Genomic DNA, 14137 nt, shown 5'->3' on the forward strand with positions numbered 1-14137 from the left:
ACGTCCCCGTACTCGGTCCCGTACCGTGTGCGGGGACGTACGTGCGTATGAAGGGGAGGCGGGGCAATGGCCGTGAAGGACCGGGACCGGTTCTCCACCGCGACCAGGATCCGGCTGATCGGCGAGCAGACCGCGGCCCGGGTCTACCGCTCGCAGACCAGGCGCCAGGCCCGCCGCTCCCGGCTGACCGGCCGGGCCGCGCTGCTCGCGCTGGTGCTCTGCTCGCTGATCGTGGCCCTGGCCTATCCCATGCGGCAGTACGTCTCCCAGCGCGCCGAGATCGCCGAGCACGAGCGCCGGCAGGAGCAGGCCCGGCAGCGGGTCGAGCAGCTGCGCGACCTCAAGGCGCGCTGGCAGGACGACGCCTACGCGGAACAGCAGATCCGGCAGCGGCTGCACTACGTCATGCCCGGGGAGACCGGCTACATCGTGATCGACCCGGACGCGGCGAAGAAGACCCGCACCGACGCGGGGGCGGCCGGCCGCCCCTGGTACGCGAACGTCTGGGAGGGCGTCGACAAGTCCGACGCCTCCGCCCAGTGAGACCTCCCGTGAGACCGTAGAAAGACAGGTATGGACACGCCTCCGCCGACCACCCCGCGCACCGACCCCACCGACGCGGACGTCGAGGCCTTCAAGCAGCAGCTCGGGCGGCCCCCGCGCGGGCTGCGCGCGATCGCGCACCGCTGCCCGTGCGGGCAGCCGGACGTCGTGGAGACGGCTCCGCGGCTGCCCGACGGGACGCCGTTCCCGACGCTGTACTACCTGACGTGCCCCAAGGCCGCCTCGGCGATCGGCACGCTGGAGGCGAACGGCGTGATGAAGGAGATGACCGAGCGCCTGGCGGCCGACCCGGAGCTGGCCGCCCGGTACCGCGCCGCCCACGAGGACTACATCCGGCGCCGCGACGAGATCGAGGTGCTGAAGGACTTCCCGAGCGCGGGCGGCATGCCCGACCGGGTCAAGTGCCTGCACGTGCTCGTCGCCCACTCCCTGGCGGCCGGACCGGGCGTGAACCCGCTCGGCGACGAGGCGCTGGCGATGCTGCCCGAGTGGTGGCGCAAGGGAGCGTGCGTGACCGTCACGGACGAGGAGGACGACCAGTGACCCGCGTGGCCGCCGTCGACTGCGGTACGAACTCCATCCGGCTCCTGGTCGCCGACGCGCACCCGGACACCGGCGAGCTCGTCGAGCTGGATCGCCGCATGACCATCGTCCGCCTCGGCCAGGGCGTCGACCGCACCGGCCGCCTCGCCCCCGAGGCACTGGAGCGCACCTTCGCGGCCTGCCGCGAGTACGCCGAGGTCGTCAAGGAGCACGGCGCGGAGCGCGTGCGCTTCGTGGCGACCTCCGCCTCCCGGGACGCCGAGAACCGCGACGAGTTCGTGCGCGGGGTGCTCGACATCCTGGGCGTCGAGCCCGAGGTCATCACCGGCGACCAGGAGGCCGAGTTCTCCTTCACGGGCGCCACCAGGGAGCTGACGGGGCGGCAGGACCTGCACCGGCCGTTCCTGGTGGTGGACATCGGCGGCGGTTCGACCGAGTTCGTCGTCGGGGACGACCACGTGCGCGCGGCCCGCTCCGTCGACGTCGGCTGCGTCCGCATGACCGAGCGGCACCTGGTCCGGGACGGCGTGGTGAGCGACCCGCCCACCGAGGAGCAGATCGCCGCGATGCGCGCCGACATCGAGGCCGCCCTGGACCTCGCCGAGGAGACGGTCCCGCTGCGCGAGGCGCGCACGCTGGTGGGCCTGGCCGGCTCGGTGACGACCGTCTCGGCGATCGCCCAGGACCTGCCCGCCTACGACTCGGCGGCCATCCACCACTCCCGGGTCCCGCGCGACCGGGTCCGCGAGATCACGACCCGGCTGCTGCGCTCCACCCACGCCGAGCGCGCGGCGATCGGGTCGATGCACCCGGGCCGCGTGGACGTCATCGGGGCGGGCGCCCTGGTCCTGCTGGCGATCATGGAGCGGATCGGTGCGGAGGAGGTCGTGGTGAGCGAGCACGACATCCTCGACGGCATCGCCTGGTCGGTGGCCTGACCGTCTACAGGCCGCGGTGGATGTCCCGCCGGTCGCCTACCTTGACGACGAGGATGACGAGTTCGCCATCGTTGATTTGGTAGGCGACCCGGTAGCTGCCGATCCGGAGCCGGTAGAGCCCCGAGGGCCCGGTGAGCTTCTTGACATCGGCGTCCTCGCGGTACGGATCGTCACCGAGCGCGGTCAATGCGGTCAGGATGCGCATGGCATCGTGCCGGCTGATGGCCCGAAGCTGCCCCTGTGCCGCCGCGGTGAACCGGAAGGCGCACTTCACGCGGCGCCTTCACCGCGCTCGCTGAACAGGTCCGCCAGCAACTCGGCCATGGAGACGGTGGGCCCGCCGTCGGCCAGAACCGCTTCCGCCTCCCGGGCCAGCATCACGTCGGCCGCCTCCTCCAGTGCTTCGAAGTCGGTGATCGGCACGACCGCGGCTACGGGGACGCCGTTGCGCGTGATAACGGTCGGAGTGCCTTCCTCGGCGCGGTTGATGTGCTCCGCGAGGTGTGCGCGTGCTTCCCTGACGGTCACGGTGTTGTCGGCCATGAAAGAAGTGTACGCACTTGCGTGTACACCAGCCGGGTGCAGACGTCGCCGCGTGCGGGAGTCGCGTTCATGGAGAATCCTCGACGGCATCGCCTGGTCGGTGGCGTAGCTCTCTTTTGTTACTCATCGGTAGCCACGGTTGAGCAGCTCGGATAGCGTTTGAGCGACCTCGAGGGGCCCTGCGCGGGCCCCTCGTTGACATGCTGTCGGGAAAGTTCGTGAAGTTCTTCACAAGGAATTCGGTCCCGCCGGACCGGCGGAAGGGGCCGGTTGGCCCTTTCGGGGGTCCGAAGGGCCGTTGAACATGTTCAGAAGGTGGGCGTGGGGCACCTTCGGATCACGTACCCGCGAGCGGGTCATGGACGGCTCACACCCGGGTCCGCCGCCCAGAGAGGCAGCTCACGCGGCATTGACAACGGGGCGGGATGCCTCACGGTTCCCGTACTTGGACATGATCTAAGTCACGCGGGCCGGGGAGTGTAGCACAGGGGGTGTCAGAGCTTGTGAAGGGGCGCACGAGCCACCCCCTCCGGACGGGTGGATACTCGATGCCATGAGCACCACGGAGCGTCCCAGGATCCTCGTAGTAGGCGGTGGGTACGTAGGCCTGTACGCAGCTCGGCGCATCCAGAAGAAGATGCGTTACGGCGAGGCGACCGTCACGGTCGTCGACCCCCGGTCGTACATGACCTACCAGCCCTTCCTCCCCGAAGCCGCCGCCGGCAGCATCTCCCCGCGTCACGTCGTCGTCCCGCTGCGACGCGTGCTCCCCAAGGCGGAGGTCCTCACCGGCCGGGTCACCACCATCGACCAGGACCGCAAGGTCGCCACGATCGCCCCCCTGGTGGGCGAGGCGTACGAGCTGCCCTTCGACTACCTGGTCATCGCGATGGGCGCGGTCTCCCGCACCTTCCCGATCCCCGGCCTCGCCGAGCAGGGCATCGGCATGAAGGGCATCGAGGAGGCCATCGGCCTGCGCAACCACGTCCTCGAGCAGCTGGACAAGGCCGACTCCACGCAGGACGAGGAGATCCGCCGCAAGGCCCTCACCTTCGTCTTCATCGGCGGCGGCTTCGCCGGCGCGGAGACCATCGGCGAGGTCGAGGACATGGCCCGCGACGCGGCCAAGTACTACAAGAACGTGTCCCGCGAGGACATGCGCTTCATCCTCGTCGACGCCGCCGACAAGATCCTCCCCGAGGTCGGCCCCAAGCTCGGCGCGTACGGCAAGGAGCACCTCGAGAGCCGCGGTGTCGAGGTCTACCTGTCCACCTCCATGGACTCCTGCGTCGACGGCCACGTGGTGCTGAAGAACGGCCTCGAGGTCGACGCCAACACCATCGTCTGGACGGCGGGCGTCAAGCCCAACCCGGCGCTGTCCCGCTTCGGGATCCCCCTCGGGCCGCGCGGTCACATCGACTGCGCGCCGACGCTCCAGGTCAAGGGCACCGACTACATCTGGGCCGCGGGCGACAACGCCCAGGTGCCGGACCTCGCCGCCCGCAAGGCCGGCGTGGAGAACGCCTGGTGCCCGCCGAACGCCCAGCACGCGCTGCGCCAGGCCAAGGTCCTCGGCGACAACGTGGTCTCCGGCATGCGGGGCTTCCCGCAGAAGGAGTACAGCCACGCCAACAAGGGCGCGGTGGCGGGCCTCGGCCTGCACAAGGGCGTGGCGATGATCGTCATGGGCAAGATGAAGATCAAGCTCAAGGGCCGTCTCGCCTGGTACATGCACCGCGGCTACCACGGCCTGGCGATGCCGACCTGGAACCGCAAGATCCGCGTCTTCGCGGACTGGACCCTCGGCATGTTCCTCAAGCGCGAGGTCGTCTCCCTGGGTGCCATCGAGTCCCCGCGCGAGGAGTTCTACGAGGCCGCCAAGCCGGCCCCGGTCGCCGCCGCGCCGAAGGAGAAGACCGAGGAGAAGGCCAAGGCCTCCTGACCGACGGTCACCCGGTCCACCCCGAAGGGGCCGCCCGCCATCCGTGGTGCGGGCGGCCCCTTCGGCCTGTCCGCGGCCGAGGCCGGGGCGGGGCTCCCCCCGGCGTGTGCAGAAGCGGTTCTGCGCGGTCATGACGCGTGCCGGGGGCGGCGACCCGGCCCCGCGGGTGTTTACGTAGGCGACGGACATTTCCGGATCACCTGTCACGGAGGTGGTGCACCATGCCGGACGCCGCGTCGCGGCTGAAGGGCCTCGCCGAACAGCTGGCGGGGGAACCTCTCCCGCTGCGCATCCGCGCCTGGGACGGTTCGCTGGCGGGCCCGCCGGGCGCACCGACCCTGGTCGTGCGCGACCGCCGCGCCCTGCGCCGCCTCCTGTGGAAACCGGGCGAACTGGGCCTGGCCCGCGCCTGGGTGGCCGGCGACCTCGACGTCGAGGGCGACCTCTACCCCGCCCTGGAACTGCTCGCCGGCCTGGTCTGGGAACGCGACGAGGACGCCCGCACCCTCGCCCGGGCCCTGCGCGACCCCCGGGTCCGCGCCGCCGTCCGCGGCCTGGTGGCCCTGGCGGGCCTCCCGCTGCCGCCCGCCCCGCCGCGCGAGGAGGCCCGCAGACCCCGTCGCGGACTGCACACCAGGCGCAGCGACCGACGCGCCGTCAGCCACCACTACGACGTCGGCAACGACTTCTACGAGCTCGTCCTCGGGCCCTCCATGGTGTACTCGTGCGCCTACTGGCCCGCCCCGGACAGCACCCTGGAGACCGCCCAGCGCGACAAGCTCGAACTGGTCTGCCGCAAGCTCGCCCTGAAGCCCGGTCAGCGCCTCCTCGACGTCGGCTGCGGCTGGGGCTCCCTGGCCCTGCACGCCGCCCGCGAGCACGGCGTGGACGTCGTCGGCATCACCCTCTCCCGGGAGCAGGCCGCCTACGCCCGCAAGCGCGTCGCCGACGAGGGCCTCGCCGACCGGGTCGAGATCCGCGTCCAGGACTACCGGGACGTCGAGGACGGCCCGTACGACGCCCTCTCCTCCATCGGCATGGCCGAACACGTCGGCGCCGGGCGGTACCTGGACTACGCCACCGGCCTGCACCGCCTGCTGCGGCCCGGCGGGCGGCTGCTCGACCACCAGATCGCCCGCCGCCCGCACCGGGACGAATCGGCCCACGACGCCGACCCGTTCATCGACGCCTACGTCTTCCCCGACGGCGAGCTCCAGCCCGTCGGCACCACCGTCACCCAGCTGGAACGCGCCGGCTTCGAGGTGCGCGACGTCGAGTCGATCCGCGAGCACTACGCCCTCACCCTGCGCCGCTGGGTCGCCAACCTGGAGGCCGGCTGGGAGCGGGCCGTGCGGCTCGCCGGTCCCGGCCGGGCCCGTGTCTGGCGCCTGTACATGGCGGCCTCCGCGCTGTCCTTCGAGCGCAACCGCATCGGCGTCAACCAGGTCCTGGCCGTGAAGACCACCGGATCGGGCGACTCCGGGATGCCGCTGCGCTCCCGCACCTGGAACTGACCGCCCCGGCAAGGCCGGACGCCGAGGGCCCCGCCTCCTCCCGGAAGCGGGGCCCTCGGCGCTCGTACGCCTACTCCGCCTTGATCGCCTGGAGGACGTTCAGGCGCGCCGCCCGGCGGGCCGGCCACAGCGCCGCGAGGACGCCGACCGTCGCGGCCAGCAGCAGGAAGACGGCCATCCGGCCCCACGGCAGGACCAGTTCGTACGTCGCCATCCGGGTGCCCAGCAACTGCCCGGCCGCCCAGCCGAAGAACACGCCCAGGCCGATGCCCAGCACCCCGCCGAAGAGCGAGATCACCAGGGACTCCAGGCGGACCATCCGCTTGACGCCCCTGCGGTCCAGGCCGATCGCCCGCAGCATGCCGATCTCCTGGGAGCGCTCGAAGACGGACATGGCCAGGGTGTTGACGACGCCGAGGACCGCCACGACCACCGCCATCGCGAGCAGGCCGTAGACCATGTTCAGCAGCAGCGTGAACATCTGCGCGATCTCGTCGGAGATGTCCTCCTTGTCCTGCACCCGGATCGCCGGGTTGGTGCCGAGGGCCTTCTCCAGCCGGTCCTTCGCCGCGGCCGAGGCGCCGTCCGCGGTCTTCACCATGACCTGCATGTCCGCCGGGTCCGACTCGTGCGGGGCCAGGGTCGCGACGTCGAGCATGATGCCGCGGATCATGTCGTTGCCCCGGTAGACGCCGGCGACCGTCAGCTTCTGCCGCGCGCCGTCCTCGTAGGCGACGGTGAAGGCCGAACCGGCCGTCCAGCCGTACGACTCGGCGGTCTCGTCGTCCACGACGACCCGCGCGCCGCCGACCTCGAACGAGCCCTCGTCGACCGGGAGGTCGGTCAGGTCGCCGATGGTGGCGCCGTCCACGCCGGTCAGGTACTCGGTCCGGCCGTCGATGCGGGAGGGCGCGTTGCGCAGCGGGCTGGTGGCGGTGACGCCGTCGGTCCGCTCCAGTTTCTTCGCGACGTCCGGGGAGAGGGTGTGGCCGTTCGCCATGGAGACCACGTAGTCGGCGCGGATCGCGTCCGAGGCCATCTTGTCGATGGACCTCTGGAGGCTGCCCGCCATCACCGTCATGCCGGTGATGAGGGTGAGGCCGATCATCAGCGCGGAGGCGGTGGCGGCCGTACGGCGCGGGTTGCGCAGCGAGTTCTGCCGGGCCAGCTTGCCCGCGATGCCGAAGACGCGCAGCACCGGCGCCGCCGCGGCGATCAGCGGACGGGACAGCAGCGGGGTCAGGACGAACACGCCGATGATCAGCAGCACCGCGCCGAGGCCCATGGGGGCCTGCCCGTCGGAGCCGTCCATCGTCGTGGCGGCCAGGACGACCGCGACACCGGCCGCCGAGAACAGCGCGCCCAGCGTGTTGCGCAGCACCAGCGACTTGGTCGTCGCCTTGGCGTGCACGCTGCTCATCGCCGCCACCGGCGGGATCTTCGCGGCCCGGCGGCCCGGCAGCCAGGCCGCGAGCATGGTCACCAGGATGCCGACCGCGAAGGCGGCGCCGACCGTGCCCGGCGTGACGACCAGCGGGCCGTCGGGCACGGTCTCCCCGAGCGAGCCCAGCAGCGACCGCAGCCCGGCCCCGATGCCGACACCGGCGACCAGCCCGGTCACGGCGGCGACCGCGCCGACCACGAACGCCTCGATCAGCACCGACCGCGTCACCTGCCGGCGGGAGGCGCCGACCGCGCGCATCAGCGCCAGTTCCCTGGTGCGCTGGGCGACCAGCATGGTGAAGGTGTTGGCGATGATGAACGTGCCGACGAACAGCGCGATGCCGGCGAAGACCAGCAGTCCCTGCCGCAGCCCGCTCATCGAGGAGGCGATCATCTCCGCCTGTTCGTCGGCGAGTTCCCGGCCGGTCGTGGTCTCGACGAGGTCCTTCGGCAGCGCCTCGTCCAGCTGGGCCCGGAGCGCGGCCTGGGTGACGCCGGGCTTCGCCTCGACGGCGATCTCGTCGTAGGTGCCCGGCTTGCCGAACAGCCGCTGCGCGGTCGCCGTGTCGAACAGGGCGAGGCTGCCGCCGGCGGCGACGTTGCCGTCGTCGGTGGTGAAGACGCCGGTGATCTCCGGGGTCAGGACCGGGCCGTCGACCGACAGCCGCAGCCGGTCGCCGATCTCGTACCCGGTGCGCCGCGCGGTCGCGGAGTCGATGAGGACCTCGTCCGGGCCCTCGGGCGCGCGGCCGCCGGCCAGCGGGTACCGGGGGTCCTCCGGGCCCCAGTAGTTGCCGCCCTGCGACTGGAAGCCGTCGCCGACCAGCTCGCCGTCCCGGTCGGCCAGGGCGGTGAAGCCGCTGACGATCCCGATGGCGTGCGCGGCCCCCGGCACCCGGGCGCTCCGGTCGAGCACCGCCCGGTCCAGCTCGGCGGCCCGGCCCACCGTGTCGCCCTCGGCGTCCCGGTAGGCCGGCCGCACGGACACGTCGACCTGGTCGAAACCCTTGGCGGAGCTCTTCTGGTAGGCGTCGGAGAGGGTGTTGGTGAAGACCAGGGTCCCCGACACGAAGGCCACGCCGAGCATCACGGCGAGCACGGTCATCAGGAGCCGGGCCTTGTGCGCGAGTACGGTGCGCAGGGCGGTACGGAACATGGGTGTCGTCAGTCCAGACGTACGGGGGAGGGGAGGCGGAGGGACGGGCGGGGGTCGGCCGGTGCGGACCTCGGTGGCGGAGCCGGGGGTCAGCTGGTGCGGCCCTTGGCGTCGAACCGCTTCATGCGGTCGAGCACCGAGTCGGCCGTGGGGCCGGACATCTCGTCCACGATCCGGCCGTCCGCGAGGAAGACCACCCGGTCCGCGTAGGCCGCCGCCACCGGGTCGTGGGTCACCATCACCACCGTCTGCCCGAGCTCCCGCACGGAGTTGCGCAGGAAGCCCAGCACCTCGGCGCCGGAGCGGGAGTCGAGGTTGCCGGTGGGTTCGTCACCGAAGATGATCTCGGGCTTGGACGCCAGCGCCCGGGCCACGGCCACGCGCTGCTGCTGGCCGCCGGAGAGCTGGGAGGGCCGGTGGCCCAGCCGGTCGGCGAGGCCCACCATGCCGATCACGGAGTCCAGCCACTCTCGGTCCGGCCTGCGGCCCGCGATGTCCATCGGGAGGGTGATGTTCTCCAGGGCCGTCAGCGTCGGCAGCAGGTTGAACGCCTGGAAGATGAAGCCGATCTTGTCCCGGCGCAGCCGGGTCAGCTGCTTGTCCTTCAGGGAGCCGAGCTCGGTGTCGCCGATGCGCACGGAACCGGAGGAGAAGGTGTCCAGACCGGCGACGCAGTGCATCAGCGTGGACTTGCCGGAGCCGGACGGGCCCATGATCGCGGTGAACTCGGCCTGCCGGAAGTCGACGGAGACCCGGTCCAGGGCGACCACCTGGGTCTCGCCCTGTCCGTAGGTCTTCGACAGGTCCGTGGCGCGCGCGGCCACGGCGGTGGACCGGTCGGCGAGGGGTGCGGTGGTCACGGGAGGGCGCTCCTGTCGGGGGACGGCGGTGTCGGTGAGGTCCGAACCATCGTCCCGGCGGCCGGGCGCCGTGGAGTCAGCCGCTGTTCCGGTTCCGGGGGGCGACTTCGGGGGGACCGGGCGGGTCCCTGTCATACCTGGGGATGACGAGCGACCCTGACAGCGGGTCATGTCAAGAACAGGTGGAGTGCCCTTGTTCAGACGGTGAAATTCCGTCATTCCGCATGCGTGGCCGACCGTCGCACGCAAGGCTGTTGGCAAGTGCGGATGGCGCGTTCCGAGTGCTGATGCTCCCTCAGACGTCAATAAAATAAGACAACATCGGCTCGCCCGCCCGCTGTTCGAGGAGCGCGTCCCGATAGGCTCGGACCCTCTTTGCGGGGCCCATGGCCTGCCCGGATGGTGGAATGCAGACACGGCGAGCTTAAACCTCGCTGCCCCTTCGCGGGCGTGCCGGTTCGAGTCCGGCTCCGGGCACTTCCCGCCGCCCGTCCCCCGCGGCGCCGCGCGGCTCTTTCCCCGCCCCGTCCCTCGAGGACTTCACCGCACACCCGTTGACAGCGGCCGCACGCCGTCGGAGACTCGCATCCGACGAAAGTGAAGAAAATTTCACTATACGAACAGCATACTCCGGTCCCGGTCGGCACGCGAGGCGACGGCGGGACGGAAGAGAAGAAGAGAAGGGGAACGACCGATGCGCACCACCGTCGGCATCATCGGAGCCGGCCCCGCCGGCCTCCTCCTGGCGCGGCTCCTCCACAACGCCGGCATCGACTCGGTCGTCCTGGAGAGCCGTGACCGCGCCTACGTCGAGCGGCGCCAGCGCGCCGGGATCCTGGAGCAGGGCACGGTGGACGTGCTGCGCGCGGCCGGCGCCGGCGACCGCATGGACCGCGAGGGGCTGCGCCACGACGGCATCGAGCTGCGCTTCGCCCGGCGCCGCCACCGCGTCGACTTCCCCGCCCTGACCGGCGGCAGGTCCGTGATGGTCTACGCCCAGACCGAGGTCTGCAAGGACCTCATCGCCCTCCAGCTCGAGGGGGGCGGCCCGCTGCTGTTCGAGGCGGAGGCGCTCGCCGTCGAGGGCGCCGACACCGACCGCCCATGTGTCCGCTTCCGGCACCAGGGCGTCGAGGACGTCCTGGAGTGCGACTACGTCGTCGGCTGCGACGGCTTCTGGGGGGTCGCGCGCCAGGCGTTCCCCGCCTCGCTGTCCCAGGTGTTCGAACGTACGTACCCCTTCGGTTGGCTGGGCGTCCTCGCCGACGTCCCGCCCTCGCACGACGAGCTCGTCTACGCCCGCCACGACCGCGGCTTCGCCCTGCTGTCCATGCGCTCCCCGTCCGTCTCCCGCCTCTACCTCCAGGTCCCCGAGGGCACCGACGCCGAGACCTGGAGCGACGAGGAGATCTGGGACGAGCTGGAGCGCCGCTTCGAGACGGACGACGACTGGACCCTCCGGCGCGGCCCGATCACCCAGAAGTCGGTCACGCCGATGCGCTCCTTCGTCCACGAGCCCATGCGGCACGGCCGCCTCTTCCTCGCCGGCGACGCCGCGCACATCGTCCCGCCGACCGGGGCGAAGGGCCTCAACCTCGCCGTCGGCGACGTCGTCACCTTCGCGCGGGCCCTGGTCCACGAACGGAGCACCGGGTCGCCCGAGCTGCTGGACGCCTACTCGCGGACCTGCCTGCGCCGGGTCTGGCAGGCCGAGCGGTTCTCGTACGACATGACGACGCTGCTGCACACCGCCCCCGACGCCACCCCCTTCGAGGACCGCGTCCAGCTCGCCCGCCTGGAGCGCCTGACCTCCTCGCGCGCCGCCGAGACCGACCTGGCGGAGGGCTACACGGGCTTCCCGTTCGCGTGACGCCCGGGCCGGCGCGGGGCGCCGGTCTCCGGCCGGTACCGGACGTGTAGCGGGTCGGTCATGAATGCCCTCCTCCGGTGAGGGGAATCACGGACCCGCGTAGCGTGTTGCGCAGCACGACGAGGGAAAGATCCTCCCCAAGCACTAGGGTCAATCCTTTGCCTACCTATTACTCTTGAGCCAAGGCCATGCTGTGTGGCCATGGAGGAGTGAAATGAGGAGCAGAAACCCGGTCTTCTCGCGACGGGGGTTCAGCCGCGACAACGGCTACGCGGGCTTCAACACCGCGCCGCAGGCCGGGGGACCCGCCGTCGCCACGCAGGGCAACCCGTACGCCCAGCCGACCGGCAACCCGTACGCGCAGAACCCGTACGCGCAGAACCCTTACGCCCAGCAGGACCTGCAGCACGGCGCTCCGCCGCAGGCTCCGGTCACCGCCGGGCGGATGACGATCGACGACGTGGTCATGCGCACGGGGAGCACGCTCGGCGTGCTCATCGTGACGGCCGCGCTGTCCTGGGCCCTGCTGCCGGTCGACGACGCCAACATCAGCCGGTCCTACGGCATCGGCATCGGTGCCGCGCTGATCGGCATGGTCCTGGCGTTCGTGCAGTCCTTCAAGCGCAAGGCCTCGCCCGCGCTGATCCTGACGTACGCGGCCTTCGAGGGCGTCTTCCTCGGCGTCGTCTCCAACATCGTCGACAACCGCATCGCCGACGGCGCGGCCATGCAGGCCGTGCTCGGCACCATGGCGGTCTTCGCCGGTGTGCTGGTCGCCTACAAGGCGGGCTGGATCCGCGTCAACCGCCGCTTCTACGGCTTCGTGATGGCGGCCGCGCTCGGCTTCATCCTGCTGATGACCGTGAACCTGCTGTTCGCGGTGTTCGGCGGCGGTGACGGCCTCGGCTTCCGCAGCGGCGGCCTGGGCATCCTCTTCGGTGTCATCGGCGTCATCCTCGGCGCCTGCTTCCTCGCCCTGGACTTCAAGCAGGTCGAGGACGGCATCGCCTACGGTGCCCCGCGCGAGGAGGCCTGGCTCGCGGCCTTCGGCCTCACGCTGACGCTGGTGTGGATCTACCTCGAGTTCCTGCGGCTCATCTCGATCCTCAACAGCAACGACTAGCGACGATCCGCCGCGGCGCCCGAGGGCGTCGCGCACCGTCCTCGTGACAGGGCCCCGGAATCCTCCGGGGCCCTTCGTCGTGCCGGCCGCCCGGCCGGCGGTGCGCGCTAGAGCAGTTTGCGCGCGGCCCTCCTCAGGTCGTACTCGTGGATGATCGCTTTGGCGTGTCCGTAGGCCAGGTCGTATTCGTGGCGGAGCCAGCTGACCTTCTCCTCGAAGCGGAGAGCGGGGCCTTCCTCGACGGTGCGGAGCCAGTCGGTGAGGTCACGACCGGTGCAGTGGGGGATGCGGGCGAGCAGGTTGCGGTGGGTCTCCTCGGAGAAGACTTGGGACATCGGCGCCTCCGGACGTATGGGATGTAAGCCGGTCCTTCAGGTCACCGTGCCTGAGTGTCCGCCCGTTGGCAACAGTCCCGGTGCGGTGCGTAGGCTCGCGCCGTGGTTGATACGACGCCTCTCACCCGTGCCGTGGAGCATTTCGCCGACCGTCTCAGGGCCGCGCCGCAGAGCCGGCTGCAGCGGGGCGCCGCCGCCGAGGCGCTGCACCTCGCCAGGGAGCTGGCCCGGCGCGCCCAGCTGCTGGAGGCGCCCGGGGCCGAGCCCCGGGAGATGCCCGACGCGGGGATGTTCGCCGCGGCCGACCAGATCATGGTCGCCGGGCACGACCTGGCCGTCGTGCTGAGCGGCGAGGACCAGGTGGAGGAGGCCGTGCGGCTGGTGGGGGAGGCGCAGCAGCGGGCGGGGGTGTGAGCCCCTGACGCGCCCGACGCGCCCGACGCGCCCGCGGTACGGCGGGCGCGGGTGCCCTACAGGGACGCGATGACCCGGTCGGCCAGGACGTAGACGTTCTCCTCGCCGCACTCGAACGTCAGCGTGTAGGCGCCCGAGACGCCCGATCCGCCCAGCAGGACCGGGGTCCGGCCGGCGCGCACGGCGGCGGCCAGGCGCTCCGCGGTCTCGCGGTGGCCCGGGGTCATGCACAGGGTGGTGCCGTCGGCGAAGACGTAGACGTCGAGGGTGCCCAGGGGGCCCGGGCGGACGTCGGTGAGCTCGACCCGGTCGGCGGCCAGCTCCTCCAGCGTGGCGACCGTGCGCTCGTGGTCGTCGACGACCGGCGAGGCGGCCGGGACGAAGTCCGGGTGGGAGGGGTGGCGGCGGCGGGCCGCGGCCAGCTCGGGCGAGTCCATGGAGGTGCCTCCCTGGACGAAGTCCTTCGAGGAGTACTCGTCGGCGTCCTCCCGCGGCTCGGCGATCGCCTCCAGGCCCGCGAAGTCGGCCTGCCGGGGCAGGAACAGGTCGCTGTCGGGCAGGCCCAGCAGGGAGGGCGCGTCGGAGGCGTCCCTGGCCTCCTGGGCGGCCCAGAACGCGCGCGCCTCGGCCAGCTCCCGCTCGCGCTCCTCGGCGAGCGCCTCGGCCACGGCGGCGCGTATCTCCTCGGCGTCGGCGGTGGTGCGGGCGGCGGGAACGTGGGCGCGGGCGGTGGCGGCGCGGTTCGCGGCCAGCTCGGTGTGCAGGGCCGCCACCTGGCGGCGCAGCACCATGAGCGTGCGCAGGACGGCGACCCCCACGGCGCCCGTGGCTGCCGTGGTGACCAGCAAGGCGATCGGCATGGCGCTCACTGACGTACTCCCGGTTCAAAGTC

At 71.8% G+C, this 14137-nt stretch carries 14 protein-coding genes and 1 tRNA gene; 9 read left to right on the forward strand and 6 right to left on the reverse strand.

Annotation, left to right across the window (positions count from 1 at the left end; genetic code table 11):
* Positions 1-66: 66 nt before the first annotated feature.
* From ACIF8T_RS13925 to ACIF8T_RS13935, 3 genes are read left to right on the forward strand one after another with little or no spacing between them, the layout of a single operon-like run.
* On the forward strand, positions 67-543 hold the full coding sequence (locus tag ACIF8T_RS13925; RefSeq protein ID WP_400034563.1) for a septum formation initiator family protein: 477 nt from the start codon (positions 67-69) through the stop codon (positions 541-543).
* A 30-nt stretch (positions 544-573) separates the two neighbouring features.
* Positions 574-1107 (forward strand): DUF501 domain-containing protein, encoded by a 534-nt coding sequence (locus ACIF8T_RS13930; RefSeq protein WP_400034565.1) that lies wholly within the window; start codon positions 574-576, stop codon positions 1105-1107.
* Positions 1104-2045: an exopolyphosphatase gene (locus ACIF8T_RS13935; protein WP_400034567.1), complete on the forward strand. Its 942-nt coding sequence runs from the start codon at positions 1104-1106 to the stop codon at positions 2043-2045. The genes ACIF8T_RS13930 and ACIF8T_RS13935 overlap by 4 nt, the downstream gene beginning before the upstream one ends.
* Before the next feature lie 4 nt (positions 2046-2049).
* Here the strand turns inward: ACIF8T_RS13935 and ACIF8T_RS13940 are convergent, their stop codons facing one another.
* Both ACIF8T_RS13940 and ACIF8T_RS13945 read right to left on the reverse strand, forming a co-directional pair.
* Positions 2050-2319 (reverse strand): type II toxin-antitoxin system RelE/ParE family toxin, encoded by a 270-nt coding sequence (locus ACIF8T_RS13940; RefSeq protein WP_400034569.1) that lies wholly within the window; start codon positions 2317-2319, stop codon positions 2050-2052.
* Positions 2316-2588: a type II toxin-antitoxin system Phd/YefM family antitoxin gene (locus ACIF8T_RS13945; RefSeq protein ID WP_400034571.1), complete on the reverse strand. Its 273-nt coding sequence runs from the start codon at positions 2586-2588 to the stop codon at positions 2316-2318. The genes ACIF8T_RS13940 and ACIF8T_RS13945 overlap by 4 nt, the downstream gene beginning before the upstream one ends.
* 553 nt (positions 2589-3141) lie before the next feature.
* On the opposite strand from ACIF8T_RS13945, the gene ACIF8T_RS13950 reads away from it, so the two are divergent.
* Positions 3142-4530, forward strand: a complete 1389-nt coding sequence (locus ACIF8T_RS13950) for an NAD(P)/FAD-dependent oxidoreductase (RefSeq protein WP_400034573.1) — start codon at positions 3142-3144, stop codon at positions 4528-4530.
* Positions 4531-4751: 221 nt separating this feature from the next.
* Positions 4752-6044: a class I SAM-dependent methyltransferase gene (locus ACIF8T_RS13955; protein ID WP_400034575.1), complete on the forward strand. Its 1293-nt coding sequence runs from the start codon at positions 4752-4754 to the stop codon at positions 6042-6044.
* A 70-nt stretch (positions 6045-6114) separates the two neighbouring features.
* Here ACIF8T_RS13955 and ACIF8T_RS13960 read toward each other — a convergent pair whose 3' ends face one another.
* Positions 6115-8643, reverse strand: coding sequence for an ABC transporter permease (locus tag ACIF8T_RS13960; RefSeq protein WP_400034577.1), 2529 nt, complete (start codon positions 8641-8643; stop codon positions 6115-6117).
* Between the two features lie 89 nt (positions 8644-8732).
* The gene (locus tag ACIF8T_RS13965) at positions 8733-9503 is read right to left on the reverse strand and encodes an ABC transporter ATP-binding protein (RefSeq protein ID WP_400034579.1); all 771 of its coding nucleotides are present in this window, start codon (positions 9501-9503) and stop codon (positions 8733-8735) included.
* Positions 9504-9896: 393 nt separating this feature from the next.
* On the opposite strand from ACIF8T_RS13965, the gene ACIF8T_RS13970 reads away from it, so the two are divergent.
* The 3 genes from ACIF8T_RS13970 to ACIF8T_RS13980 all read left to right on the forward strand — a co-directional run bounded on the left by ACIF8T_RS13970 (position 9897) and on the right by ACIF8T_RS13980 (position 12496).
* A tRNA-Leu gene (locus ACIF8T_RS13970) sits at positions 9897-9980 on the forward strand.
* Positions 9981-10197: 217 nt separating this feature from the next.
* Positions 10198-11373 carry a 4-hydroxybenzoate 3-monooxygenase gene (locus tag ACIF8T_RS13975; protein ID WP_400034581.1) on the forward strand — a complete coding sequence of 392 codons (1176 nt, stop codon included), beginning with the start codon at positions 10198-10200 and terminating at the stop codon, positions 11371-11373.
* Positions 11374-11587: 214 nt separating this feature from the next.
* Complete coding sequence (locus ACIF8T_RS13980; RefSeq protein ID WP_400034583.1) at positions 11588-12496, forward strand: Bax inhibitor-1/YccA family protein; 909 nt, start codon at positions 11588-11590, stop codon at positions 12494-12496.
* Positions 12497-12603: 107 nt separating this feature from the next.
* Here the strand turns inward: ACIF8T_RS13980 and ACIF8T_RS13985 are convergent, their stop codons facing one another.
* Entirely contained in the window at positions 12604-12831 is a 228-nt protein-coding gene (locus ACIF8T_RS13985) for a DUF4287 domain-containing protein (protein WP_400034585.1), read from the reverse strand.
* A 102-nt stretch (positions 12832-12933) separates the two neighbouring features.
* Here ACIF8T_RS13985 and ACIF8T_RS13990 point away from each other — a divergent pair, with 102 nt between their 5' ends.
* The gene (locus tag ACIF8T_RS13990) at positions 12934-13245 is read left to right on the forward strand and encodes a hypothetical protein (RefSeq protein ID WP_400034586.1); all 312 of its coding nucleotides are present in this window, start codon (positions 12934-12936) and stop codon (positions 13243-13245) included.
* Between the two features lie 56 nt (positions 13246-13301).
* On the opposite strand, the gene ACIF8T_RS13995 is transcribed toward ACIF8T_RS13990, so the two are convergent.
* Complete coding sequence (locus ACIF8T_RS13995) at positions 13302-14114, reverse strand: hypothetical protein (RefSeq protein ID WP_400034588.1); 813 nt, start codon at positions 14112-14114, stop codon at positions 13302-13304.
* Positions 14115-14137: the final 23 nt, after the last annotated feature.

It is taken from the genome of Streptomyces sp. NPDC085946 (assembly GCF_044540485.1).
Taxonomy (GTDB): domain Bacteria; phylum Actinomycetota; class Actinomycetes; order Streptomycetales; family Streptomycetaceae; genus Streptomyces.